Here is a 26739-nt window from a genome sequence, read left to right on the forward strand (position 1 = left end):
ATATATCTGCATAGTTTTGCTATAAAGTTTTTCTATATTTGTGTCCATGAAATTTTCAAATGGTGTAAAAGACGGACTTCCAATCGGGCTCGGCTACTTTGCCGTGTCGTTTTCGTTCGGAATTGCCGGCTCCAAGTTGATTTCTTGGCCGCTGGTCACCTTTATTTCGATGACGAATCTTACCTCGGCGGGGCAGTTTGCGGGGCTTCAGATTATGTCCGATGCTGCCGGTACATTTATCGAGATGGCAATTGCCACGTTCTTTATCAATTTGCGTTATAGCCTGATGGCGATTTCCTTGTCGCAAAAGGTGGCACCCTCGTTTGGCACTTTCAAGCGCCTGATGCTTGCTACGGGAATCACCGATGAAATTTACGCCTTGGCCGTAAGCCAGAGCGAGCCTGTGACGGCACGTTACTTTGCAGGCCTCATGGTGCTCCCGTATATCGGTTGGTCTTCGGGTACATTGTGCGGTGCCGTTTGTGGCGAAATCTTGCCCGCGGTCGTGACGAATGCCTTGGGCGTTGCTTTGTACGGAATGTTTATTGCCATCGTTGTGCCGCAAATGAAGGCTCACCGCCCGACTTTAGTTGCCGTGCTGATTGCGATAGCCTGCAGCCTTGCGTTCAAGTACGTGCCCGCTCTGAGCGGCGTGACGGTCGGCTTTGCGATTATTATTTGTGCGCTCGTAGCTTCGCTCTTGGGTGCGGCGTTCTTCCCGGTTAAAGACGAGGAGGAATCATGCACTTAAGAGATTACTTCTTGTTCCTGCTTGTAATGGCAGGCGTTACCTACTTGCTGCGTGCGGTACCGTTCGTACTTTTGAAGGGTAAAATCAAGAGCCGTTTTTGGCGTTCGTTCCTTTCGTATGTGCCGTACACGGTACTTGCCGCGATGACTGTGCCTGCGATTCTCTATTCGACCGACAGCAAACTTTCGGGCGCGTGTGCCCTGGTGGCGGCCGTTGTCGCCTCGCTTTTCGGCCTTGGCTTGGTGGGCGTTGCCGTGGTCGCTTGCGTGACCGTTCTTGGTGTCGACGGCATCTCGATGCTGCTCTAGTCAGCATCATTTTCTATCTTTGCCGCATGCTCCCCGAACAATGGAAAAAGATTCAGGACGTCTGCGACAAGTTGTCCAAAGTTACCTACGAGAACCTGACGAAGATTATCCGTCTGGAATCCACGGGGAGTTCTACTGCCGCGCAAAAATTGGACGACAGTTTTCAGAACGATGTAGACGCCTGGATGGGCGGCGGAACCTGCTTCAGCATGACTTGGCACTTGTACCAAGTGTTTAAAGACATGGGACTGAATCCGCGCCTTGTCATGGGCCACAAGCGCAAGGAAAAGAATATCCACTGCGCCTTAATCCTTCCCGATTCTGAATCCAGCAACACCTTTTCTACTTCAAACATTCTTCCTACTTCTAACTTCCTACATCCTACTGAATACCTCTTCGATCCGGGCTATTTGATTTTCGATCCGCTCCCGATTCCGCTCCCGCCCCCGTCAGGAACGGGCTCAGCCTTTTTCCCGCTTGTGCCGAATACGGTAAGGCTGGACCGCCCGACAATGGACAGCATGGCCTTGTGGACGGGCGGTGCGGGAGCCCCGATGAAACTCCGCTTCGAATACCCTGTCGAGGGAGTCTCCGTCGAAGAATTCAAGCAGCACTGGAACGAAAGTTTTTACCGCGAAATGATGACTTACCCGGTGCTCAACCGCCTGGACCGCGAGCGTGGCGTGCAGTACTATTACCAGAAGGGTAATCTCGTGACCCGCGATGCGAATGGTTCCCGTATCGAAAAAATCGAGGAATCGGCACGTGTCGAAACCTTGAGCCGCGTTTTTGATCTAAAACCCGAGCTTATAGAGCGTGCAATAAGTATTTTACAGAAATAAATTATATATTAAAGGGCGGAATACTGGCGTTGCCCCTTGCAATGCCGAAAGGAGAAACATGAAGAAACTTGCCCTTATGGCCCTTGTCTCGTTTTCGCTTGCCTTTATGGCCTGCGGACCTTCCAAGCTCGAAATCCAGGAAGCTTCGTCTCAGAGCGACATTATGTTCGAAGTGCGCCAGGTGCTGAACGACTCCATTAGCTTGTTCGTGGGCAATGTCTTCTACTTGAACTCCAAGCAGGCTGTTGCCGACAACATGTACCCGCTGCTGGTAAGCACGCGCGACCCGTCGGAACTCGAAAAACCGACCGCGACCGACATCATCAATAGCGACGAAGACCTGTTGAACTACTTGCGCCGCAAGGCTCCCGACATGATGAACATCGGACTTGTCATTGGCGAAACCGCCTACAACGAAATCGGTTTCGAAGAAGCCGATGCCGTTGCAAAACTTTCGGCCATATTCAAGAAGATGGATGGTGGCTCGCTGGTGCTCTTCCACGAAAAGGGCGGTGAACTGACCGACATGAAGAAGCTTTACTAGCTGAATCCTGTTATTCTTTGTGCAGTAAAAGATGTAACACACGTTACATCTTTTTGCTTTTTCAAAATCGTTTGTAAAAAATCGCTTGCACAAAGTAAGTTTTTCTTATATATTTTGCTTGTTCATTATGGAATAATTAGGAGTAATTAGGAGGTCCGAATGAAAAGATGTTTATGTGTTATGGCTGGTGCAGCCCTTGCTTGTTCTGCGGCTTGGGCTGGTTCTACAAAACAATTCCTTGTACTGTTGCCTGGGAGTGCAGATTGGGTATCATCTGCGCCGATGATCAGTACTGATGGTGGCAAAACTGGCAAGCCGATGGTAATGGATGGTTTCATGTGCGGCTGGTATAAGTACGCCTTTGCTGAAGATGAAATTACCGATAACGTGTTAATCTACCGTGACGACGACGCAGCCCGCGAAGATATGCTCGGCATGAACGGCAACTGGGAAACGGGAGACTCGGCGGTTCCGATTCCCTTGAAAATGATTTTTGACATGGGGCACGACAGTTTGTTCTTTGTCGCGGACGAGAGTCAAAAGCTCAATGAAGACGGCTGGCTTTTTAGCTATGCCGAAGCGGATGTGCCCCAGGGTAATTGTACGATAAACATTCCGTGGATTGTCTACGATTCCGATGCCAAGTTGCACCCAGCGTTCTCTTGCTACGCTCAGGGGGGCGAAGGTTGCCAGGCCGGTGCTCAAGGAGTTGACCTTGAAACGGCTCTCAAAGCGGTGAATGATTGTATCGGTGTGACTTCGGGACTTGTAGAAACGACTCTTGATCCTACAACGAAAAAGCCCAAGCTGACTACTGCCGGAAAGAAGTGCTTTATTGATGAAAAGTACTTTAACCAACTGTTCAATTACACTGAAGGCGTAAACGAAATGAGCTGCTATGACATGCCGGTTCCGCACATGGAACGTGGCGGTTGGTGGGAATTCAGCTCCGATTACTATATGCCGTTAGGAACCTCTGCTGTTGGAGGATTCTTCCCGGTAGAACAAACGGATGATGCTTCTGTGAAACTTGCAAACCCGGATCAGACTCCGCTTGCGGCGGCTCGCACCAAGCGCGATGCCGAGGGTCCGGTGTTCTACGGTCCGTCTCTTAGAAAGCTCGATTCTTTGGAAGGTGTTCCTGTATTTGATTTGGTGTGCAATGGCCCGGGTTGGAGCAAGGGACATAATTGCGAGGGCATTTTTGCTGATGGTTCAACTGCTGAAGAGTTTATTCAGACCGCTCTTAATATGCCGAGCACATATCCTGATAATTGTGTGTTAGGCTGGTCTTGCCCCGACGCTGCTCCTGAAGGTTGGCCGTTCTTTAAATATGGAACCGACTCCCTTGTGAGGAAAGGGACGAATGGCTCAGAATACCGTTGGACATCCCTGGTCAAAGAAGATGGAACTGGTGGACGCAACCATCACTTCTGTTATGAAACACATGCCAAGTTTACTTACAAGCCGGGGCTTCGCTTAGCTCTTCGCGGTGGCGATGACATTTGGGCGTTCATCGACAACAAACTCGCCATTGACTTGGGCGGAGTCCACCTGGATGCTCCGGGCTATGTAGATCTCGATGCCTTTGAAGGCGCTAGCGGCAAACTTGAAGTCGGCCAGCAGTACGATGTAGATATCTTCGCCTGTGACCGCCGCACGACTATGAGCAATTTCGAAATCAGTACGAATATGTTCTTGGCACAACTGCCTCAGTCTGCTATTACCGTAAAGGGTGCAAAAATGTCGGAACAGCCGTCTGCAACGTTGTATGGCATTTGCTATACAACAATGTCTGCTGGTACTTGTGGAATTGGTGCTGAACCTGTAACTATTTGCGATTCGATTGCTCCGTCGATTATATCTTATACGTTGGTCAAGGGACATTCTGTAACGGATTCTGTTGTAGAAGGCTTTGAAAAGATTTCTACTCCGGGCGTGTACAAAGGAGGCTTTGACCTCACGAATCTTTCCATGCCCACGATAGATAAATCCAAGATTGAACTGCCGGATGGCCGTTACACCTTGTTTGTCAATATTGAAGGCAAATCGGCAAAGGTTATGACTTTCCGTGTGGGAACCGAAGATGACAGCGCCATCAAGCCTGTTGCCCGTATTGCTGGCGCAAGCTTTATCGTGAAGAACAGTCTGCCGCAGGCCCTTACGATTACTGTAACGAATTCTGCTGCTAAGTATGCTGTGATGGATTTGCAGGGACGTGTGGTGCGCCAGGGTGCAATCGCTGGTGCTGAAACGATTGTTCCGAACCTCAAACCTGGTTCCTACATTGTGAAGGTTGCCCGCGAAACCCGCCGCGTAAACGTCCGGTAACCCAAATGTCATCCCGGGCTTGCCAATATCCACTTGCAGCTTTGCTGCTTAGTGGATATGGTCCTCGGAACGGGGAAGCCGGGATCTCCTTTTTATGTCAGAACTATTTTAACTTTTTAAGTTCATGCCAAAGCATGGCGAGCCCAATAATGGCGGCTCCCGTGTCGGCAATGGGCTGCGCCATGAACACTCCCTTGAGTTCAAAGAAGTGGGGCAGAATCAGCAAGAACGGAATCAGTAAAATCACTTGACGGCAGGCATTCAGGAACATGGCCCTGAATGCCTTTCCTGTACCCTGGAAAAAGTTCCCCGAAACCATGCCGAAGGGAATCATAAAGAAGGCGGCTGCAAAAATGCGCATGGCCCAGGCCGAAAGCTTGATGAGCTCCGGATCGTTCGGTGCAAACGGTGCCACGAATGTTTCGGCTTGCCACATGAGGATTGCCCAGGTGACAAACATGAAACTGCCCGCATAAATAAAGGTGAACTTGAGCGTTTCCTTGACGCGGGCGTTGAGGCGCGCACCGTAGTTGTAGCCGATAATCGGTTGCGTGCCGTGAATGAATCCGAGGAGCGGCAGAATGATAATCGAAACGATGCTGTTGGTAATGCCGAAAGCAGAAATGGCCATGTCGCCACCCGAAAGTGCGCCTACCGCCTGCACGCTCATGTTTCCGTAGGTGGTCAGGCTCCAGGCGAGTATTGCGTTCATCAGGCTGTTGCAAATCTGCATTACAGAAGGCGGCAAACCTAAAATGTAAATCTTACGCACGTAGGCGGCGCGCAGCTTCATGTGGCGCCAGCGAATCTTGATAGGCGAAGACTTCTTGACAAAGAACTGGGTGATGAGCGCCGAAGCAACCAGCTGCGATGCGATGGTCGCCCAGGCGGCACCTTCGATACCCCAGTGGAATTTCATGATGAAGAGGTAGTCGAGAATGATGTTCGTGACAGCACCCGCGATTTCGCGGAACATGGCCGTTTTGGGGTGACCCATCGAACGGATAAAATGGTTCATGCCCGGGGCGATTGTCTGGAAGGCGGCTCCACACAAAATGATGCGCATGTAGCTGCTGGCGACAGGCAGGGTCTGCTCGCTTGCTCCGAACAACTTTAAGAGCGGCTCCATAAAGATTTCGCCCAGCGTGAATGCTCCAAGCGCCATCAAAATCAGGAGCGAGAAGGAATTGTTCAGGATGATGCTTGCCTGGATATACTTCTTCTGACCGAGGCGGATGGCAAAGAGCGTGTTGCCGCCCACGCCTACCATCATCGACATTGCCATTATAAATAGGCAAATCGGAAAGCATAGTGTGATGCCTGCGATGCCGAGACTGCCGACGCCTTGGCCCACAAAGAAACGGTCCACTACGTTGTAGAGGGCGTTCACCAGCATGCTGATGATGGCCGGTACCGAGAACTGCAAGACCAGTTTCGGGATACTTGCAGAACCAAAGGAATTGAGGCGCTCGGAATTCAGTTTAGACATTTCGGCGCCAAAGATAGAAAAAGAACTTAGATCTTAGAGCTTAGAACTTAGAGAGTTCTATATATCTAAGCTCTATCAACTAAGTTCTACCAACTGCGCAGCGAAGCTATGCTTCGCAAGCAACCTGATTGCGGCCGCCTTCTTTGGCGATGTAAAGTAGACGGTCGCATTCGGCAATCAAATCCTCGATTTTGCCGATGTTTTCGCCCTGGCGGCTAGCGAGCCCCAAGGAAATCGTTACCGGGATAATGGTATCTTTCCACGAAAAGCGGTGGCTTTCCACTGCCGAGCGCAGGCGTTCGGCGCTCTTCTTGGCGTCTTCGGGGCCGATGCCGCCCAAAAGCAGCACGAATTCTTCGCCACCGTAACGGGCGAGCAAGTCGGATTCGCGCTTTTCTTCTTTGAGAATGCGGGCGATTTCTTTGAGCACCATGTCGCCGCACTGGTGACCCCAGGTGTCGTTCACGCGCTTAAAGTGGTCGGCGTCGACCATGATGGCGTGAACGTAATAGTTGTTGCGGCGGGCGAGCGCGAGTTCGCCGAGGCTCCTGTCCATAAAGGTACGGCGGTTGCTGATTTTGGTCAGCGGGTCCATGGTCGCGGCTTCATAAAGTTCGCGGTCAAAGGCTTCTTCGCTCGCATCCTTGAAGTCGATTTTCAGAACCATCTTGCCGATTTGCAATCGATTGTGGTCTTCGAGTTTGCATTCTGTAATCGGGGAACCGTCTACAAAGGTTCCGTTGGTGCTGCCCAGGTCCTTGACGGTCACGTCAAGGCCGTCAAAGGTCAGGGCACAGTGCCTGCGGCTTACCAGTTCGTCGTCCAGGCGAATGTCCGCATCTTGCCCACGGCCAAGCACGACCGTTCCCTTTTCGAGCGGTATCTGCTTGAATAGGTGTTGCGGGTACAGTACAATCAGGTGTGGTCGCATGGGGGCGACGGGTAACTTGATTGTGTTGCCGCTGGCAATTGTTCGGTCCATGTCCTGCATAAGCGCTCCGTGTTCACCTAAAATGTAATAAAAAACAGGCTTGCCTAGCCTGTGCAATTTTGCGTGATTTACATATCGCTTTTTCTGCATGATTCGGTGATCCCTTTTGGTAAACTTTCGTAAACAAGATTGCGGAAATTGGCGTTTTTCTCTAGTTTTAGGGCGATATTTCACTTGTCTACAATAGCGCGACCTGCGGAATGAAAAAAAAAGTAAAAAATGTGCTTTTTTGTAAAGAAAAGGATATTTTTACATAGGTTGTGGTGTCCTCAAAAGGCCGGTCTTTTGGGTGTACCCAGCGTTAAGGAAGTCATATGAAGAGAGATACACAATTTTCTTTGTGGAAAATGTCGTTATGGAAGTATGCCCTGGGCTGTTGCCTGCTCTTTGCGGGGGTGCAAGGAGTTTGGGCTCAAGGACAACAGAACCAGAATCCGGTTACCTGTAAGGGTACAGTGTACTTTAAGGCTCCGGATGACTGGACTGGTGCATTTATTGGTGGTCAAAACGTCAATAATACTCAGGCGATGAAGTTGAACGCCGATGGTTTCTATGAATTTGACCTGGAAAAGCTGGGCATCACGGATAACCAGAAGGTCATGTTTACCATTGGAAGCCAGGCCAACAACACTCGTGTAGATTTTACGACCCTTAGGCTAGTAACGGCAAACGGCTATAATGTTCCGACCAAAAATGCGAACGATACGAGTTGGCCCACCAACGAGGCCAGCCTCCGTTGCCCCGGCGAAGGCGAACACGTATATGTTACCGAAGATCCTAACAGAGCTGGGAAAACGTTTACTGGAAAGTATCCTCCCGGTGCAAAGTATTTCTTCGTGATGATTCCGCCCGAAATGGAAGCCTGGATGTCCGCTGTTCCGATGATCAGTTTCGATGGGGGCTTGACCGGCTCTCCCATGACTGCCGTGAACGATATGTGCGGCTGGTATTCCTATGTGTTTGTGGGTCAGGATATCTCTGACAATGTGGTACTTTACCGCGATGACGACCTTGAACGCGCCGACATGATTGGCGTGAACGGCAACTGGGAACAAGAGGATCAGGCCCAGCCGATTCCCTTGGGATTCCTTTTGAACATGGTGGACTCCCTGTTCTTTGTTCCGGACGAAGAACAGAAAGGTGAAAGCCCGGATGGCTATTTCTATAGCAAGGCGGAAGTCGACGGTATCGCAGGTACTTGCTCTTACACCATGGCAGCCATTATTTACGATTCCGATGCCAGCTTGCACCCGGCCTTCTCTTGTTACAAGGATGGTGGTGGCGAAGGTTGCCAGAATGGCGCTTTGGGCATACCGGCTCAGACGGCAGTGCAACTTGTGAACGCCTGTATTGGTGTGACACCGGGCCTTGTCGAAAGCAAACTTGATCCGACGGTTCCACAGTCGCAGAGAAAGCCCAAGTTGAGCACGAAGGGCAAGAACTGCTTTATCGATGAAACGTATTTTGGCATGCTGTTCAATTATACTCCGGGCGTAAACGAAAAAAGCTGCTTTGACATGCCGTTCAAGCGCGCCAAGGATGGTAAGTGGGAATTCGACTCCGACTATTATACTAGCCCGGGCCTTACCGTGCCGGGTGGTTTCTACCCGGTAGAAGCTTCTACCAACGAGACAATTCTTGCGGCGGATCCGACCCAAACTCCTGTTGCTGCGGCCCGTACCAAGCGTACGGCCGAAGGCCCGGTGTTCTATTCTTCGCCCCTTCGTAAAATTAACGCGGCCGAACAGATGCCGGAAATCGACATTCTTTGCAATGGTCCCGGTTGGGACAAGGGCATGAAATGTGATGGCCTTTTTAAAGATGGTGAAGGTACGGATGCCGCTCTTTCGCCTAGATTCGGCTCTTGTATTTTTGGTTGGAGCTGCAAGGCAGATGCTCCTGAAGATTGGGCCTTCTTTGTGAAGGATACAGAAACTCCGGCTGCAAGAAGTGATGCAAATGAACCTCGTTGGAAGTCTGTAGAAAATCTAGCCGGTACTGGTGGCCGTAACCAGCAGTTCTGCTTTGAATCCCATGCCAAGTTCACCCATAAGCCGGGCCTCAAGTTCAACTTCCGCGGTGACGATGACATTTGGGTGTTTATTGACAATACCTTGGCTGTGGACTTGGGCGGTACTCACTTGGCTGCTCCGGGTTATGTGGACCTAGACAGCTTCAAGGGCTATAATGGCCAGCTGCTGGAAGTGGGCAAAACCTATGACTTGGATATCTTCTTCTGCGACCGTCGTACCACCATGAGTAACGTGCGTATCAAGACGAACATGTATATTCAGCAGAAGACCGCTATCGAAGTGAAGGGAAAAAAGAATCCGGCGAACCCCGCCGAAACGATTTACGACCACCTTTGCTTCACGGTGACAGGCGACGGTTCTTGCGCCGCTGCCATGACGGGTACCGATGAAGGCGCCACCTATTGCGGTATCCAGATTCTGGAATCGGGTAGAATCCCCGCTTACACGCTCGTGAACGGTAAGAAGATTACCGAAAACGTGGTTCCCGGATTTGAAAGCATCAATGTCCAGGGCGTGTACAAGTGCGGTATCGACTTGACGAACCTTGTCGAACCCAAGGTAGATAAGTCCAGCACCTGCTTGCCGGGCGGCTATTACACCTTGTTCGTGACTATCGATGGCAAGTCCCAGAAGGTCATGAGCTTCAAGACCACCGGTGAAGTGGATGTGCTCTACAAGAACGGTAACGCCATTTCTGTGGATGAAGAAACTGGCGATGTCGTTCAGAAGGGTAAGTACACCGTGGAAACCATTGCCATGGGTGGCGACCTGATTCCGATTTATGTGTCGAACGTCGCTCCTGGTACCGAAAGCGAAGATCTCGAAATCTTCCCGGATGACGCTGCAGGCATGGAATATACGCTTGCCTACAACAACTTGATGACCGTGTTTAGAAAGGTTGTCGATCCGACTACGGGTACAGAAGCATACCAGAAGCTCCATTCCGGCGAAAAGCAGACGATTGGCCCTGCCGGTATCGATACGCTTTATGCGACGGTTGATATGGAAAACCTGCAGCAACCGATTACGCCGTTCGAAATCAGCGTTTCTGGCAGACCGAAGCCGCTGACGCTCTACTTCTACCTGCCGCAGATTACGTTCATCGAAAAGATCCCGGAAACCGAAGACGAAGTTGCTGTCCCTGTCAAGGGCCAGACTCCGAAGGCTGACGGTTCTTACGATGAAAACTGGGTCGGTACCATTTACGATATGTACTTGGCGATTCTGGTCCCGGATTTGGATGGAACCTACAGCATTTGTACCGAAAAGTGCAATGGTGTCGCCATCCATAAGGGCTCCGAGACTTCTCCGAAGATCGACTTTGTGTGGGAAGATCCGAATGTGACTGAAGCATACTTTGTAAATGGTTATACCAAGATATCGATTCGCTCGGTGACCAAGTACCGCTGGGATACGGATCCGTCGATCCACAGCCCGGCATCGATCGTGGCTGAATACAATGACTTCGTGAAGGCCGTGTATAGCCCGATGTACTTCCGCGATCCGCCGGTACCGTTCCCGGTCTTGGCAGACGTGTTCGATGCCCGCGGTTCGTTGCCGACCTTGGAACATGCTATTCCGTCTCCGTACTTTAGCATGCAGCAGGAATACCTGGATGGTATCGGCGACTCCGTGGCCATTTACTATGACCGTCGTATTCACAAGGACTCCTTGCCGTCCAAGATTTGCGTGATGTGGGATTCCACGACGGCTGAATTCCATAACCCGTACCAAGAAAAGATTTCGACGATGCCGAAGGATTCCGCTATTACCTGTAACGCACTCGTGTCGCTCGATGCAAGCAACATTGACTGTTCTGCACCGTCTGATAGCGGTTACTGCACCAATATTATTATGGTGGGCGGCTTGACCCTGTCCGAAAAGGTGAAGACGTCTGGTGTTGGCATGGTGCATTCCTTTGCCGCGTTCGAAGACAAGGGTAAGTCGGTTAAGCAGGGCTTTAGCGGTAAACTTACGGACCGTATGGCGCCTGTGCCGCTGCGTGCCGAAGTACGTACCCTTAAGAACGGTGACGACTTGACCGACTACGATAGCCTTGTGGTGGTGATGTCTGAACCGGTTAAGTTGGTAACGTCTTCCAACAAGAAGCAGGCTTTGGACTTCTACTTGAATTCTGCCATTGAACTGGCCGAATCGAACCGCTATGTATCTGCCCTGGGCGGAGGCTCTTCTGTGGTGACGGCCCAGAGTGATCCGGCTTTGGGTTCCGATGCCAAGACGGGTGAAGGCCGTATCAAGTATATGTACCTGCGTGGCAGCGTTTCTCCGCATGTGGGTGACTATGTGCGTCTGGCCGGTGATATGTCGAATGTGTTCTGGTCCGATACGACTGACATCAACGCGCTTGCCGCCGATGCCGCTTCGATGCGCTCTGCCGATGATGCTGGATACCATTGGAATTCTCCGACGGCATACAACGAAACCAAGCGCGTGCCCTCGATGTGGGTGCCGGTGGTTGGCGATGCCGAAATCGCCGTGGACGAAATCAAGTACGCTTCTACAGCAAACGTCCCGAGCACCGAAAAGACTCCGGCCGTGTCTGTGAACGTTTACCGCACGACCAAGACCAAGGCTGAAATTTGGGCTGAAGAAGGTGGTAGGCCCGGTCACTTGGTCAAGGCCGATATGTATGCCTTGTACAATGGCCTTACTCCGGAAGAACGTGCCTCGATCTTGCCGCAGGATGTGTTCTTCTACTTTGAAGTCCAGTACTATACCAACCTGGGTAACTTTGTAGCAAGCAAGACCGCGAAGATCTACTGCGATGACAGCAAGAACACTGAAGTGAATCCGGAAACGGGTGAACGTATCCAGTACTTCGGTGGCGGACTTTGTACCGATGCCGGTAACGACCGTAACTTCTACATTGGTTGGAACATGCGTTCTGACAATGGTCGCCAGGTGGGTACGGGTGCTTACATCGTGAAGCTCAAGTCTTACGTGAGACTCGGTTCTGCCGGTAAGCGTGCTAAGCAAGAAAGTACCTCCGTGTGGGGCGTCAGACGTTCGCCGAAACCCGATACGGGATACATGAAGGCTGTTGCCGAATAAATTAATCGACTTATGGCTAAAAAAAGGAATGGAATCAATCCATTCCTTTTTTATATGGATCAGGCTTGACACCCTTACGTTGAAAACATAATTTTACACTAGCTGTTTTTCTTGTGACAAAACTCACGAAGTTTCGTTTTTATAAGTTTTTGTACACAAAAGGAACTAAAAATTCACAAAAAATCGAAAAAAATAAATTGGCTTTTTCCGCAAAAAAGAGTAAATTTGAGGGCGGTCTATGGCATTTCAAAAAAGGATTGCCTTTTTGCCATTCTATGTTGGAAGGAAAACCATCGATGGAAACTAAAATGAAAATGAACAAAATGAACCTCCTGGTCAAGTGGGCGTTGGGTGTTTGTCTGCTTCTCGCAGGAGTGCAGAGCGCTTTTGCGTTGAACGGTCAGGTTTGTGCCGAAGGTACCGTTTATTTGCAGGTCCCTGCATCTTGGACAGAAGCTTATGCCGCCGGTGGTGGCAAGTTTGTTCCCTTTAAAAAACAAGCCGATGGCTGGTGGACTGTTTCGTCCTCCCTTATTGCTCAGGGACAAGACACCACGTTCTTTATTGCCTCGGCAAACAACGACTACTGCCAGAAGCCAGGCATTACGAACATTGAATACGACAAGGCTAGCTGTACTCAGAATGCCGGTATTCCTTGTAGCAAGACGGGTGACCTTTACATTTTCCCGAATCCGACGGATCCGGAAAAGCCTGTGATCAGCGAAAATCCGCCTGACGCAAAGTATTTCTTTGTAATGATTCCGCCTGACTATGAAGAGTGGATGTCTGCCGTGCCGATGCTCAGTACGGATGGCGGCCAGACCGGTAAGCCGATGAAGGCCGTGGATGGCATGTGCGGATGGTATTCCTACGTGTTCTTCAACGAAGAAATCACGGACAACGTGGTGCTCTTCCGTGATGACGATACTGAACGCGAAGACATGATTGGCGTGAACGGCAACTGGGAAACCGCTGCCACGGCCCAGCCGATTGCCTTGGGCATGATTTTCAACATGGTGGACTCCTTGTTCTTTGTTCCGGACGAAGAACAGAAGACCAATGACGACGGTTACTACTATAGCGCCGCCGAAGTGGATGGCATTGAAGGCAACTGCTCTTACACCATGGCTGCTATTATTTACGATACAGATGCTGACTTGCACCCGGCGTTCTCTTGTTGGTCCCAGGGTGGCGAAGGCTGCCAGGCAATGTCGGGCACAGCAGCGCAGGGTGTTAACAAAGAAACGGCTATTGCAGCTATTAACGCTTGTATCGGTGTGACTCCGGGCATTGTGGAATCGACTCTTGATGAAACTGTTCCGCAGTCTCAAAGAAAGCCTAAGCTGTCTTCCGCTGGTAAGAAGTGCTTTATGGATGACAAGTACTTTAACCAGTTGTTCAACTATACCCAGGGCGTGAACGAAAAGAGTTGCTTCGATATGCCGTTCCATCGTTCCAACGATGGTAAGTGGGAATTTGACTCTGACTATTATACTAGTCCGGGACTGTCTGTGCAGGGTGGTTTCTACCCGGTTGAAGCGACGACGGATGCGACCATTCTCGAAGCTGACCCGACTCAGACTCCGGTGGCTAAAGCCCGCACCAAGCGTACGGCTGAAGGTCCGGTATTCTATGGACCGGTTCTCCGTGCTGAAGATCCGACTGAAGGAATTCCTGCAATTGACGTTCTTTGTAATGGTCCGGGCTGGGATGGCGGTATCAAGTGCGATGGTCTCTTTGCCGATGGCGAAGGAACTGAAACTGTTGTTAGGGAACACTTTAGTATGGCGGCCCCGAATGATTGCGTCTTCGGATGGAGCTGCCCGAACGATGCCCCGAAGGGTTGGGCTTTCTTTGCTGATGGAACGGAAACTGCTCCTACAGGAAATCAGCAGGGCGCTCCGCGTTGGACGTCTAAGGAAAATGCTCAGGGTACCGGTGGTCGTAACCAGCAGTTCTGCTTTGAATCCCATGCCAAGTTCACCCACAAGCCGGGCCTGAAGTTCAACTTCCGCGGCGACGATGACATTTGGGTGTTCATCGATAACCAACTTGCTGTGGATCTCGGTGGTACTCACTTGGCCGCTCCGGGGTATGTGAACCTGGATAAATTCAAGGGCAAGAGCGGCGAACTTGTTGCCGGTAACCAGTATGACCTCGATATCTTCTTCTGCGACCGCCGTACCACCATGAGTAACGTGCGTATCAAGACGAACATGTACATTATGCAGAAGACCGCTATTGACGTGAAGGGTACCAAGAACAAGCAGAACCCGGCCGAAACCTCTTACAATATTTGCTACACCAAGTCGGGTGACGGTTCTTGCGCCGCTGCCATGACGGGTGACGACAAGGAAGAAACCTATTGCGGTGATCAAATTCAGAATGCCGGCTTGAATATTTCCTACACCCTCGTGAACGGAAACCTCGCTTCTTCTGAACCGGTGCCGGGTTTTGAAAATGTCACTACTCCGGGTGTGTACAAGTGCGGTGTCGATTTGACCTCTTTGACTGCTCCGAAGGTGGACAAGGATAAGATGTGCTTGGGTGGCGGCCGTTACACGTTGTTCGTGAACATTGACGGCAAGTCCAAGAAGGTGGCTACCTTCCGTATGAGTGGCGAAGTGGACGTGATTTATGCTAACGGTGTCGCCAAGGATACGAACGGTGTCGATATTCCGGGTGGCAAGTACAACCTGCAGACCACCGCTATGGCTGGCGAATATATCCCGGTCTATGTGTCTTCTGTGGCTCCTGGCGAAGGCAATACAAAGGGCGTTGAAATCTTCCCGCAGGATGCTGCCGGTGTCGAATACACGCTCTCCTACGACAAGGTGCTGGAACTTTACTACGATTCTACCTTGGCCGATGGTTCTACGGCTCGCGTAAAGCTCGCCTCTGGCCAGAAGCGCATTATCGGTGAATCCGGTGTCGATACTCTCTATGCGACGATTGACATGGACAACATGACCAATTCCATTCAGTCCTTCAAGGTGGGTGTAACGGGCCGTGAAAATACCGTGTCGATCAGCTTCTACTTGCCGCAGATTACGTTCATCGAAAAGATTCCGGAAGAAGGCGCAAGCGCCAAGTCCGTCAAGGGCCAGACTCCGAATTCCGACGGTTCTTATGATGAATACTGGGTCGGCTCTGTGTACGACCTGTACCTCGCCGTGCTCAAGCCCAATGAAGACGGTAGCTATAGTGCTTGCTTGACTGAATGCGATGGCCTCAAGATTCACATGGGTTCTCAGACCTCTCCGAAGATTCAGTTCATCGACAGTGTCTACACCTTTGAAAATGGCTATGCCACGATTTCTATTCGTTCGCTGACCAAGTATCGCTGGGATACGGATCCTTCTATCCACAGCCCCGCAACCATCGTTGCCGAATACAACGACTTTGTGCAGGCCGTTTACAACCCGATCTACTTCCGCGATCCTCCGGTCCCGTACCCGGTCTTGGCTGACGTGTTCGACGTGAAGGGCAAGACCCCCTCGCTGGAACACAAGATTCCTGACCCGTACTTCAGTATGTCCCAGGAATACCTCGATGGTATCGGTGACTCCATTGCGATTTACTATGACCGCCCGATTCACAAGGACTCCCTGCCGACCAAGCTTTGCGTGATGTGGGATTCCGCTTCGGCAGAAAATCATAACCCGTATAAGGATGGCTATTCTACCATTCCGAAGGATACCTCCATTACCTGCAACCAGTTGGTGGAAGTGTCTACGTCCAACATCGATTGCTCTAGCCTGGTCGAATACAACGGAACGGCTGGCTACTGCACCAACCTGATTACAATCGGTGGCCTCACACTCTCCGAAGCCGTCAAGACGGCTGGCGTGGGTAAGGTCCATTCTTACGCAATCTTCGAAGACAAGGGTAAGAAGGTGAAGCAGGGCTTTGCCGGTGCCTTGACCGACCGTATGGCTCCGGTGCCGCTGCGTGCCGAAGTGCGTACCATCAAGAATGGTGATGACCTGACTGACTACGATAGCCTCGTGATTATCATGTCTGAACCGGTTAAGCTTGTTACGACCTCTAATAGGAAGGACGCTCTGGACTTCTACTTGAATTCTGCAATCGACCTGCCGGAATCCAACCGCTTCGTGTCTGCTTTGGGCAATACCTCTGCCAAGGTGACTGCCCAGAACGAACCTGCCTTGGGTGCCGCCAAGGGCGAAGGCCGTATCAAGTACATGTACCTGCGCGGTAGTGTTTCTCCGCACGTGGGTGACTACGTTCGCTTGGGCGGTGACCTGTCCAACATCTTCTGGTCCGATACGACTGACTTGACGAACCTGGGTGGTGACACGCTCCGTGCTGTTTCCGATGCGGCTTACTACTGGAACTCTCCGACGAGTTACAACGAAACGAAGAGACTCCCGTCTATGTGGGTGCCAGTCACGGGTGACGCTGAAATCGCCGTGATCGAAAACAAGTTCGCTTCTACGGCTAACGGTCCGTCTGGCGACAAGGTGCCTGCAGTGACTGTGAACGCCTACCGTACAACTATGACCAAGAACGAAGTCATGGCTGCTGAAGGCGGTAAGCCGGGTCACTTTGTCAAGGCTGACATGTACGCCCTGTTCAACGGTCTCGACGAAGAAGAACGCAAGAAAATTGAACCTGGTGACATCTTCTTCTACTACGAAGTCCAGTACTACACGAACCTCGGTGGCTTCGTGGCTAGCAAGAGCGAGAAGATTTACTGCGATGACAGCAAGAACTCTGAAAAGTACTTCAACGGTGGACTTTGCACCGATGCTGGCAACGACCGTAACTTCTTCATCGGCTGGAACATGCGTTCCGACAAGGGCCGCATGGTGGGTACCGGTGCTTACATCGTGAAGCTCAATTCCTACGTGAAGCTCGGTTCTGCCGGTAAGGAAGCTAAGCAGGAAAGCACATCTGTCTGGGGCATCAAGCGCTCGCCGAAGCCTGTGACGGATTACCTGAAGGCTTCTAGCAACTAGGAATCTGAAGGACAGATTTGAAAAGGGAACGGATAAAATCCGTTCCTTTTTTTATATTTATGACATGCGAAAGATTTTAGCTGTTATTAGTTTTTGCGCTTTGGCCTTTGCCGCTGAACCGACCGATTTGGATTCCCTTTTCCGCGGCAAGGAATACAAACCTGTTTTGAACGCCTCCCTGCGCGATAGCGCTAGCACCAAGAACGATGCTATGCCGAAGGCCGCTGCCAAGGCTTCCAAGTCTGACGGCTACTACATGCTCCAGTTTGAATCGGTGGCTGATTTCGATGCCGCCCAGCGTCGCCGCGCCCAGCTTTCTGCAAGCACCGGCTATGCGGTCCAGGTGGTGTTCGACGCCCCGTTCTACAAGCTCCGTGGCGGTGGCTGGGGTAACAAGAAGGCCGCCGAGGACAAGGCTCGCGAACTGTCCGCCTACAACATTACAGCTTTCGTAGTAAAAGTGAAGTAAGAATGTGTAGTGTGAGATGTGGAATGTGAAATTATTCATTCCACATTTGTCATTCCACATCGCGCTTTGCGCATTGCGGCGAAGCCGCACGCACACATCACATTCCGCATTACAAATTATTCTAACAGTCCCATAGCCTGCTTGATGGCGTGTTCGTCCATGCTCTGCGGCATGAGGGCGCGTTCTTCGGGCGCCACGTAGGCGAGCTTGCGTTCAAAGTCCGGACGGTTTGCGCGGTTGCGTGCCACCAGATCCTTGGCCTTGAGCGAGTAGTAGAACGGCCCGGTCTTGATAAAGCGTTTTTTCTGCAAACCCTGGAGGATTGCTTCGGTGAGCGCTTTCTGGAGCACGGGGCCTGCCCTGTCGACATGATGCAGTTCCAGAACGCGCTGTTTCAAGATTTCTTCGTGGATCGGGGCTTCCGAATCAACATAGAACTTGAGCTGCGTAATGATTGCTGCAGTCGGGAGTTCTGCGATGGGCTTGTCGTGGGCCGTGCCTTCGATTTTCGGATGCTGGACCACGTATGGTTCTGTCATGGGTTTCGAGGCGGCGTCAAACACTTCGGAACCGTCGTCTTCGTCGGTTTCGACAGTGGGCGGGGGTGCCACACTCTGTTCGATAGCGAGCGTTGCGAGAAGGTGTCCGACTTCGTCCTTGTTGGCCATGTACCAGAACGGCAGCCAAAGGTTCATGACCTTCCAGCCGAGCTGCTTGAGAATCTGCGGGCGCACGTAGTCGCGGTCTTCGATAGAATCGCGGAATCGTTCCGTGGTGCAATCGTCTTCGATAAGCGCCAGGAAATGCGTGGGGTTGTTTGCGTCGATAACGACCGGGCCCACGGGAATACCTCCCTTTGAAGAATATTCCTGCACCAGGATGTTTTCGTTCTTCAGGGCTTCGATGACTTCGCTGCGGAGCGGGGAGTCTGCAGGTTCGATGTCGACCACGGGGTCGTATTGTCTGGACTGCAAGAAGTTGAGCCATTCGCGGAAGAGCGAATTCTTTTGCGATGCGATTTTAGCAAGGTCGGCTTCGGTAATGAAGGCGCGGAGTTCGCGCTTGGCAAGTGTCGAACAGACTGCAATCTTGTGGTCGAGACCACCGGCGCCTTCGGCTTCCATGCAAAGGAGAATGGTGTCGCGGAACTGGTCCACGGCGCGTTCGGGCGTCTTGACGTAATAGCGGATGTCTGCGTTCGGCCTTGTAAAGAAGGCGGCTGCAGGGGTGCCTGCAACAAGTCTGGCGCGAATAGCGTCTTCGATTTCTTGACAGGTAGACTGGTGGAATGCAATGATACCAAGAGTCTTTTCGGGATGGCGCTCTGCGTGGCGGATAGCCGTAAGCGCGATCGTTTCGATTTTGTCGGAAACTTCCTTGATCGAAATCCCCTTGAAGATTTCGTTGTTCGGGGGCGGGAACTGCTTGATTCCGTGATTGTAGATGCGTTCGTTGGCGAACGTGACGATTGCCGGGTCGCCGTACTGCGAGGTGAACCAGAGTTCCCTAGTCGGTGCGCCCTGGCGTAGAGCCGCTGTCAGAATGCTTTCTTGGAAGAAGGCACTGCGCGTGACAGCTTCTTCGTGGAAGGCGTCGATCGGCAGGTTGTCGTGACTCGGGTTGTGCGGGTCGCCAATGAGAATGGTCTTGGGTGCGGCAAGCAGGATCGGCAAGGCTTCGACCAGCGAGATGGCGTCGGCGTCAAGAATAATCGAAATGTCGAAGGTCTGCTTTTCGGGGATGCTGAGGGCGTCGGAAAGTTCTTCGACAACAAGAACGCTTGGGTCGGCATCGACGGCGCTGTGCAGTTCCCTGAAGTTTGCGCTGCAGAACTGGTCTAGGAGCGAGCGGTATTCCTTGCTCTTTTGTGCCTTGGTCTTTGGCGATTCCGAGAAGAGCACGGGACATTCCTTGGTGGCAGCCTGGATTTGGGCGCCGGTCCAGTAATGGGCGAGTGCGCTGCTGAAGTCGGCGTCTGCGTTTTCGGGATCATTGAGGTATTCGATGAGGGCCGTGTTGCAGTAGCCTTCCATCTTCTTGAGATGGGCTGTCAGCTGCAGGTGGATGTCGAGGTGGCTCCAGTTGTCGTTCCATACCTGGATCTGGCCGAGCCATTTTTCGATGCTCAGGCTTTCGAGCGGAGTCTCGAGATCCAGGTCCTTGTTGATTTGCTTGATCGATGTCTGGAGCTCGATGACGGAATTCCAGAGGTTCGAAAGTTCCGGCTGCAAGTCCTTGAAGTTGTGCCACTGTTCCAGCAGCTGCAACAACAGGTCGAACCTGGGGTCGTCTTGGTGCTGGTCGCGGAAGTTGTAGATATACTGAATCTTCTGGTTGAGTTCGACCCAGTTGGAACCTTCGAAGTGCCAGTCGCGTCCGAGCAAGTGGTTGCCGAGTACGGCGCTTTCCTTGTAAGTTTTCTTGTTTGCCTGCAGTTCGAGGAGTGTGTCGATCAAGTCCAGGAGCTTGGCGTCGGAGTCGACGGTCTTGGGCTTGCGGATGACCTGCATGAGGCGCTTGCGCGAAGTGCGGTAGCGTTCCGAAAGACCCTTGAGAGAAATGTTCTGGCATTCGGCGAAGTCGTCGCGCGCGTTCTGGATGTTTTCGTCGACGGCGTTGTCGGTGTAAATGTCCGAGGTCTGCCTGCGGTACCGCACCCATTGGTCGCCCGCTTCGGGGAGGTGCATGAGGGTGTCCCTGTAGGCGGTCCAGTTGTGGCTGCGCAGTTGCCAGTCTTCGAACGTAGGCGTTTTTTCGTCAAAGTTGTCGCGCAGCAGTTCGAGGATGTCGATCATGCCCGACAGGAATATGCCGGTGGGGAAGAGCCCGGTCGATTCCATTTTCTGGATAATCGGGGCGAGTTTCTGGGCGCTTTCTGCAGCGCAGCGTAGCTCTTCGGAAAGTGCTTGCTGCTGTTCGGGCGAAAGGCTTGAAATCTTTACGCCGCGGAAGGCCTTGCGGGCTTCGACTCCCTTCTTGTCGAAATAGAGCTCCGACAGAATCTGGAGATCTTTCTTGAGTTCCTGGTAGCCGTCAAAGTCCAGTTGGGCGATACCGCGGAAAATGCGGTCGGGGAACTTCTTCTTGGGCGGTCTTACGTCCTTGAATTCGCGTAGCAAGTCCGAAAGCACCACGTTGGTGGGCGGAATGGGCTTGTTGACTGCGTTGTAGTATTCCAGAAAACCGTTGCGCATGGCGCGGACTTTCTGTTCGAGTGCACTTCTGTCGCTGTTCGGGAAACTGCGGAAGGGCGGTCGCCAGGCGTTCTGGAAGGCACGCTTGGTAACGGCGCGCTTGTGGACAACTAGGACTTTTTTACCTTGGGCGATTTCGTCGGCGACAATGTTTGCGGCCACCTTTATTTTTTCGGTGCCGGGGAGCGTCTGGATTGCGTATGCACAGGCGTTCTCGTTTTCGGCATCCACCGTCACTTTATTCGTATGCGAATCAGTGGTGTAAAGGAAATGGTGGTCGGCGGGCGAGAAGACATTGTCGAAATCCTGCTCTTCGAAAAGGGATTCCTGGGTCTGGAAGCCTTCGTTGCGAAGGAGGGATGCCAGGATGGGGTTTCCGTCGATAGACTTGTCGGAAAAGCCCTTGCTGAACCGTTTCTTGAGGGCGAGCAGGTTGGTATTGAAAAAACCGAGGCAAAGCCCGTGGCGGGTGAATCGCCAGTTGCGTTCGCAAGCTATGGCTTTTTCAAATTGTGAAAAGTACAGAAGCAGGCTGAACTTGCCGTTGATGATTGCGTCTTCGGCGGTGGGGAGCGCGATGGAGTCTTTGAGGCGCTCGCGCAAAACGATATTTTCGATGGGGGTACGCTTGGAAATGGTAACCGTGCCCTTGGTGGCGTCGTAGTCGAGCGGAACCAGGAGGCTCGGGGCAAGGGCGTTGCCGTCCCACTTTAAAAAGCCGAGAAGCAGGTAAAGGTCTGTCTCACCGAGATCGTCGAGTTTTTGGCGGAGTACCGCCGAAATCGTGTCGAGGGCGGTAATCTTTTGCTGCGCCGAAAAATTCTGGGAAACCTGGAAAAAGGATTCCAGGGGAAGCGGCCCTTGAGCCTGTACCCATTTTTCGTAGAAGAGGTCTCCGGCTTCGGTAATCAGGGGAGACTGAAAGTCGTTCTTGGTCGAAAAACTGAGTAAACGGTCTTTGGAGTCAAAGAGGGCGGCTTCTTGCCGAATTTTGGCGACAATAGCAGAAGGTGAAGACATACCTTGAATATACCTAATTTATTGCTGGTTGGGGAATTAGGTGATTAAAAAGGGGCAAAAAAGGCGTGCTTATAGACGCTCTGCGACGGTCGCTATCGCCTGTTCCAACGTTGTCGGGGTATTGTTGGACAAAAATCCCGCTTTGTAGAGGATTTGCCCAAGGAGTTCCTGGGGCGTTTTACCCCTGTCCTTGTCTTGGCGGAGGCTATAGGCGTGTTCGCGCTTGGAAAGCTTTTTGCCGCCGGAATCCACAATGAGGGGGTGGTGCAAATACAGCGCTCGCGTGTACGGGGGAATAGCAAGGGCCTGGTCGCCCTGGCAGGTGTCGGCAATCAGCTGGGAAAGCGCTATCTGGCGGGCGGTGGAATTGCGGATGTCTTCGCCGCGGACGATGTGGGTAATGCCTTCGGTGAGGTCGTCGATGCAGACGGCGAATTGGTAGGTCCAAAAGCCTTCGCGGTCGCGGATAGGGAAGTCTCCGCATTGCTTTTTCGGATTTTCGGCGAAGTCGCCGAGGCGTTCGTCGTGCCAGTTAATTACTTTGTCTGGAATAACCACCCGTAGGCTGTGCGGTAATTCGGAGTTCGGAGTTCGCACTTTAGAATTTTTTACTCCGAAATCTGAATTCCGAATTCTGAATTCGTTATAGCACTTGCCTTGGTAAATGACTTCGCCGGTTTCGCTTACGGGGTTTTCGGATTGCAATTGCTTGCGGCTGCAGGTGCAGGGGTAAACGAGGCCATTGGCGGTGAGCTTGTCGAGAACTTTCTGGAAAAAGTCAAAATGCGAACTCTGGATGCTTTCGCTGTCGTACTTGAAGCCGAACCAGGCGAGATCTTCGCGGATGCCTTCGATATATTCCTTGCGGGCACGGCCTTGATCGTGGTCCTCAATGCGCAGGTGGATTTTGAGGTCCCATTTTTTTGCGGCGGCGTACACGTAAAGGGCGGAAAGCAGGTGCCCTTCGTGTAGAAAGCCCGTAGGGCTCGGTGCAAAACGGATGATGCCTGGCATGTGGCGAAAGATAGAAAAGAATTGCGCGTCAAGAGCTTTTTTTAGAGCCACACGGATTGTACTAAAGTACTAAAAGTGTGCAAGGTTATGACGCAGCAGAAAACTTGTTTTCTGTTATGGCATAACCGTAGCCACGAACGCCAACGGCGTTAAATGCTCGGCTCGGTTATAGGCCTGCAAGCAGTCCTGCAACACTCGCCTTGCGCATTTATTGGAAAACGCTAACGCGTTTTCTTGTTTTTCATAGATTTTTAGTGTGAAATCAAGTTTTAATTGGTTGAATATTTATTTTTTATGAGAAATGCCGTTAGGCATTTCGAATCCGTGTGGTTTTATATGCCGATTTACTATCTTTCATGATGATGAAGTTTGATTTGAAAGTTCTCTTTTCGATGGTTGCGTCGGTAGCGACTGCATTTGCTTTGTGGGCTTGTTCTAGTTCGCCGGAACCGCAGACGGAGCCGGCTCCGGCTGTCGCGCAGGCGGATTCGGTGGCGACTCCCGCCGTTGAAAAAAAGGCTGAGCCCGCTATTCCCGCAAGTTACAAGGATATCCAGTTTCCGGAGTACAAGTATGTGGCTCCCTATCCGAAGGATTATCGCGTAGAAATTGCTCCGGGCATTTCGGGCTATATCGTGAGCGACAGGAGCCTGCCGCTGGTGAATTTCTCGGTCTATTTCGAACAGCCCCGGGCTCCGTTGGCACTTAAGGACGAAGCGGCTACGTCTATAATGGGTGGCCTGTTGCGTCGTGGTGGCGGCGGGGGAATTTCGGCCAAGGCTTTGGACGATTCCTTGGAATTTATCAGTGCCGGAATTTCTTCTTCGGTGGGGACTTTTACAGCGTCTTTCGATATCGACTGCCTATCCAAGGATTTCCCGAATATGCTAGCTCTTTCGAAGCAGGTGCTGACGGCTCCCGCCTTTGACAAGGACCAGTTCGAAATTATGCGGGCGAATTTCTTGACCGCCTACGACCGCCGTTACGATACTCCGGCAAAAGTGCTTTCGGCGCTCCGTTCCAAGGTGAATTACGCTCCGAACCCGAGACTGTGGGACGCCAATGCCGACGATTACAAGAAGGTAAAGGTGGCTGACCTGAAACGCTTGGCCCAGGGCGTGTATGCCAACGGACGTATCATATTCGCTCTTTCGGGCGACGTGAATAAGGATTCTGCAGTCGTGATGCTCAAGGAATTCTTTGAAAGCTGGAATGCCGCCGTCGCAAAGAACGTAAAGAAAGATGCCAAGAATCCGTTCCAGGAACCGACTCCGCTTACGTTTGTAAGAAAGCCCGGAATCTATGTGGTCGATAAGGATATCACGCAGGCCAACATTTCGATGAACCAGCCCTTTGTACGTAGGCCCCATGCGGATTACTATCCGGCGGCGGTGGCGAACTTTATTCTGGGCGGCGGCAGCTTTACGAGCCGCCTGATGAACCGTGTGCGTAGTGATGAAGGCCTTGCCTACAGCGTGTACAGCTCGGTGGGTAACGACTACCGCGACACGGCCATGGTGACCATTGCGCTGCAGACCAAGGTGGAATCGGTGGAATTCGCCTTGAAGCTGATTCGCGAAGTGGTGAACGAATTTGCCGAACAGGGACCCACTGAAGAAGAACTTGCACAGGCTAAGAAATCCCTGATCGAAAGCCTGCCGAGCCTGTTTGACAGCCCTGAGGCGACTGCCGTGATTTTTGCAAAGGGCGAACTGCTGGGCAAGTCTTACGACCACTACCTGGAATACGTGAAAGAAATCAATGCCGTGACTGCCGACCAAGTGAAGGCGATGGTCAAGAAATATTTTGACATGGATAAAATGACCACCTCGATTGTTGCTCCCGTTTCGAAATTGGAATCGATTAAACCCTTCACCGTTATACCTCAGGACAGTCTGGAGTTTAGATAATCATGTCGTGGCTAAGCCGTATTGCAGGGGGTGTGCTTGCGGGAATGCTTTTGAGCATTTCGGTTTCTTTTGCTGGTGACAATCCTGCGGCGAACTATGCCGTATCGGTAGACCCCATGGTGAAGGTGCGCATGCATGATAACCTGCGCAAGAAACTGGGCAGCAACGATGATTTGCGCTCGCTTTGTTCTGGGCTCAAGATTTGCATGAACCAGGTGTTCGAAGGCTGTTTTGAAGATGACATGAAACCATGGCCCAAGGTCAAGTACGACGACGAATTCTGCAAGCCTTACAAGGAACTGGCAAGTCGCGGATACAAGGCCGACCCCAAGGCCCCGATGGTTCCTGAAATTTATGCGAGACTCGGACGCCAGTACCGCGTGGAATACACTTATGCGGGAACGCTTCCGCTTGATGAAAACGTTATCAAGTACTTGTTCGACAACATGCCGTTTACGGCGCAGCTGATAAACGCCTATCTCGACGAAAACTACGTGCTTGAATACACGCACCCGAACAGACGGTTCTTTAACGGTAGCAATGGCCGTAGCCTTTCGGGCGAATTCTACTGGGCCTTGCAGGACAGCGCCGGTCAAAAGCTTGGCATGCGCGACTTGTTCTTTGGGTACGGTCATGCAAAAATTTTGAAGTGGGCTCTCCACGGAACGGCAATCGCCTACTTGGACATGGACCCGATGCCGGGCAAGATTATTAAGTACAAGTTAACTGCAATCGTGTTCCCGGGCAATTCGGTGCTCAATTCCATTATGCAGATGAAGGTGTTCAGAAGTGTCGTGAACACGAAAATCGAGCAGATTGTGAACGATATCAAGAAAGCGTCGGGAATGTACTTTAGCGGCAATAAGGAACCCATGCTCAAGAGTGCTGCTCTCAAGTCCGATGAAAACGTGCAGTACGTTTTGGATTTCGAAGAAGTCGTAAACGGCGCTCATTGGGAACTTGGCGATTTTGAACGCTTGCAGAAAGCACGTAAGCAAAAGCGGGAACAGGATATGCAGGCGGTGCCTATTATGGTAAAGGACCTTCAGGTTATTAAGGAAAAGAAATGACGAACGAAACTTTGGAATCCCTTTTGGAACGCGTGACGGAACGCCGTCGTGAACTTTTGACGTCTGTGGTGGACCGCCGTACGAGACATTTTTGCATGGTGCTCGAAGATTTGTTCGACCCGCACAATATTTCTGCCGTGATCCGTACGGCCGAAGTGTTCGGCTTGCAGGATGTCCACATTATCGAAGAAGACAACGCCTATAGCGTGAACAAGTCCATTCTGAAAGGTAGCTACAAGTGGATGAGCCTGTACCTTTACAAGAAGCGCATGCTGTGCATGGAAAAATTGCGCGCCAAGGGTTACAAGATTGCCGTGGCCAGCACGAATACCACGAATTCTGTTCTGGATCTGGACTTGAGCCAGCCCACCGCCTTTTACCTGGGTAGTGAATTCCATGGGAATCACCCCGATACGCTCGCCCATGCAGACTACGAATTCAAACTGCCCCAGTACGGCATTACCGAATCTATGAACGTGTCGGTGGCAGGAGGCGTCTTGATGACGTATTTGGACGTTTATATGCAGAAGGTGGGCCGCGAAAAGTTCTTGCTCCCGAAGGAAGAACGCGATGCCTTGCTTTTGGACTGGCTGGATCGCCATGTGAATGGCATCGAGAACAACAGTCCGATTGTTCGAATTGACGAATAGCCCCCATAAATCCGGTTTTAAAAGCTCTCTTTCGGAGAGCTTTTTCTGTATAGCATACAAAAAATGCTA

The 26739-nt window shown here is 51.7% G+C and carries 15 protein-coding genes; 11 read left to right on the plus strand and 4 right to left on the minus strand.

Annotation, left to right across the window (positions count from 1 at the left end; translation table 11 throughout):
• Nucleotides 1-46: 46 nt before the first annotated feature.
• The 5 genes from BUC02_RS04925 to BUC02_RS04945 all read left to right on the plus strand — a co-directional run bounded on the left by BUC02_RS04925 (nt 47) and on the right by BUC02_RS04945 (nt 4776).
• Nucleotides 47-751 (plus strand): AzlC family ABC transporter permease, encoded by a 705-nt coding sequence (locus BUC02_RS04925; protein WP_073056229.1) that lies wholly within the window; start codon nt 47-49, stop codon nt 749-751.
• Entirely contained in the window at nt 742-1059 is a 318-nt protein-coding gene (locus tag BUC02_RS04930) for an AzlD domain-containing protein (RefSeq protein WP_073056231.1), read from the plus strand. Before BUC02_RS04925 ends, BUC02_RS04930 begins: the two co-directional genes overlap by 10 nt.
• 26 nt (nt 1060-1085) lie before the next feature.
• Nucleotides 1086-1901 carry a hypothetical protein gene (locus tag BUC02_RS04935; protein WP_073319432.1) on the plus strand — a complete coding sequence of 272 codons (816 nt, stop codon included), beginning with the start codon at nt 1086-1088 and terminating at the stop codon, nt 1899-1901.
• A 58-nt stretch (nt 1902-1959) separates the two neighbouring features.
• Nucleotides 1960-2445: a hypothetical protein gene (locus tag BUC02_RS04940; protein WP_073319437.1), complete on the plus strand. Its 486-nt coding sequence runs from the start codon at nt 1960-1962 to the stop codon at nt 2443-2445.
• A 159-nt stretch (nt 2446-2604) separates the two neighbouring features.
• Nucleotides 2605-4776, plus strand: coding sequence for a fibro-slime domain-containing protein (locus BUC02_RS04945; RefSeq protein WP_073319440.1), 2172 nt, complete (start codon nt 2605-2607; stop codon nt 4774-4776).
• Nucleotides 4777-4879: 103 nt separating this feature from the next.
• On the opposite strand, the gene BUC02_RS04950 is transcribed toward BUC02_RS04945, so the two are convergent.
• Both BUC02_RS04950 and BUC02_RS04955 read right to left on the minus strand, forming a co-directional pair.
• On the minus strand, nt 4880-6265 hold the full coding sequence (locus BUC02_RS04950; RefSeq protein ID WP_073319443.1) for an MATE family efflux transporter: 1386 nt from the start codon (nt 6263-6265) through the stop codon (nt 4880-4882).
• A gap of 106 nt (nt 6266-6371) precedes the next feature.
• Nucleotides 6372-7247, minus strand: coding sequence for a GGDEF domain-containing protein (locus BUC02_RS04955; protein ID WP_073319837.1), 876 nt, complete (start codon nt 7245-7247; stop codon nt 6372-6374).
• A 356-nt stretch (nt 7248-7603) separates the two neighbouring features.
• Between BUC02_RS04955 and BUC02_RS04960 the strand changes: the two genes are divergently transcribed.
• The 3 genes from BUC02_RS04960 (at nt 7604) to BUC02_RS04970 (ending at nt 17812) form a co-directional block, all read left to right on the plus strand.
• Entirely contained in the window at nt 7604-12361 is a 4758-nt protein-coding gene (locus BUC02_RS04960; RefSeq protein WP_175549801.1) for a fibro-slime domain-containing protein, read from the plus strand.
• 308 nt (nt 12362-12669) lie between these two features.
• A complete protein-coding gene (locus BUC02_RS04965; RefSeq protein WP_175549802.1) occupies nt 12670-17343 on the plus strand; it encodes a fibro-slime domain-containing protein in 4674 nt (1557 codons plus the stop codon).
• A gap of 64 nt (nt 17344-17407) precedes the next feature.
• Nucleotides 17408-17812 carry an SPOR domain-containing protein gene (locus tag BUC02_RS04970; protein ID WP_073319452.1) on the plus strand — a complete coding sequence of 135 codons (405 nt, stop codon included), beginning with the start codon at nt 17408-17410 and terminating at the stop codon, nt 17810-17812.
• A gap of 116 nt (nt 17813-17928) precedes the next feature.
• Here the strand turns inward: BUC02_RS04970 and BUC02_RS04975 are convergent, their stop codons facing one another.
• Together BUC02_RS04975 and BUC02_RS04980 are read right to left on the minus strand one after the other, a co-directional pair.
• Nucleotides 17929-22026, minus strand: coding sequence for a hypothetical protein (locus tag BUC02_RS04975; protein WP_073319455.1), 4098 nt, complete (start codon nt 22024-22026; stop codon nt 17929-17931).
• A 69-nt stretch (nt 22027-22095) separates the two neighbouring features.
• Nucleotides 22096-23040 (minus strand): glutamate--tRNA ligase family protein, encoded by a 945-nt coding sequence (locus tag BUC02_RS04980; protein WP_073319458.1) that lies wholly within the window; start codon nt 23038-23040, stop codon nt 22096-22098.
• A gap of 374 nt (nt 23041-23414) precedes the next feature.
• Here BUC02_RS04980 and BUC02_RS04985 point away from each other — a divergent pair, with 374 nt between their 5' ends.
• Genes BUC02_RS04985 through BUC02_RS04995 form a run of 3 tightly spaced genes read left to right on the plus strand, consistent with a single transcriptional unit; the run spans nt 23415 to nt 26670 of the window.
• The gene (locus tag BUC02_RS04985) at nt 23415-24950 is read left to right on the plus strand and encodes a M16 family metallopeptidase (RefSeq protein ID WP_254794107.1); all 1536 of its coding nucleotides are present in this window, start codon (nt 23415-23417) and stop codon (nt 24948-24950) included.
• Between the two features lie 2 nt (nt 24951-24952).
• On the plus strand, nt 24953-26020 hold the full coding sequence (locus BUC02_RS04990) for a hypothetical protein (protein WP_073319461.1): 1068 nt from the start codon (nt 24953-24955) through the stop codon (nt 26018-26020).
• Nucleotides 26017-26670, plus strand: a complete 654-nt coding sequence (locus BUC02_RS04995; RefSeq protein WP_073319464.1) for a TrmH family RNA methyltransferase — start codon at nt 26017-26019, stop codon at nt 26668-26670. Before BUC02_RS04990 ends, BUC02_RS04995 begins: the two co-directional genes overlap by 4 nt.
• Nucleotides 26671-26739 lie beyond the last annotated feature (69 nt).

This window comes from Fibrobacter sp. UWOV1, from assembly GCF_900142495.1.
Classification (GTDB): Bacteria; Fibrobacterota; Fibrobacteria; order Fibrobacterales; family Fibrobacteraceae; genus Fibrobacter.

Coding starts and splice junctions, on each gene's coding strand:
- BUC02_RS04925 (WP_073056229.1), top strand. CDS start 47: ATGAAATTTTCAAATGGTGTAAAAGACGGACTTCCAATCGGGCTCGGC.
- BUC02_RS04930 (WP_073056231.1), top strand. CDS start 742: ATGCACTTAAGAGATTACTTCTTGTTCCTGCTTGTAATGGCAGGCGTT.
- BUC02_RS04935 (WP_073319432.1), top strand. CDS start 1,086: ATGCTCCCCGAACAATGGAAAAAGATTCAGGACGTCTGCGACAAGTTG.
- BUC02_RS04940 (WP_073319437.1), top strand. CDS start 1,960: ATGAAGAAACTTGCCCTTATGGCCCTTGTCTCGTTTTCGCTTGCCTTT.
- BUC02_RS04945 (WP_073319440.1), top strand. CDS start 2,605: ATGAAAAGATGTTTATGTGTTATGGCTGGTGCAGCCCTTGCTTGTTCT.
- BUC02_RS04950 (WP_073319443.1), bottom strand. CDS start 6,265: ATGTCTAAACTGAATTCCGAGCGCCTCAATTCCTTTGGTTCTGCAAGT.
- BUC02_RS04955 (WP_073319837.1), bottom strand. CDS start 7,247: ATGGACCGAACAATTGCCAGCGGCAACACAATCAAGTTACCCGTCGCC.
- BUC02_RS04960 (WP_175549801.1), top strand. CDS start 7,604: ATGTCGTTATGGAAGTATGCCCTGGGCTGTTGCCTGCTCTTTGCGGGG.
- BUC02_RS04965 (WP_175549802.1), top strand. CDS start 12,670: ATGAAAATGAACAAAATGAACCTCCTGGTCAAGTGGGCGTTGGGTGTT.
- BUC02_RS04970 (WP_073319452.1), top strand. CDS start 17,408: ATGCGAAAGATTTTAGCTGTTATTAGTTTTTGCGCTTTGGCCTTTGCC.
- BUC02_RS04975 (WP_073319455.1), bottom strand. CDS start 22,026: ATGTCTTCACCTTCTGCTATTGTCGCCAAAATTCGGCAAGAAGCCGCC.
- BUC02_RS04980 (WP_073319458.1), bottom strand. CDS start 23,040: ATGCCAGGCATCATCCGTTTTGCACCGAGCCCTACGGGCTTTCTACAC.
- BUC02_RS04990 (WP_073319461.1), top strand. CDS start 24,953: ATGTCGTGGCTAAGCCGTATTGCAGGGGGTGTGCTTGCGGGAATGCTT.
- BUC02_RS04995 (WP_073319464.1), top strand. CDS start 26,017: ATGACGAACGAAACTTTGGAATCCCTTTTGGAACGCGTGACGGAACGC.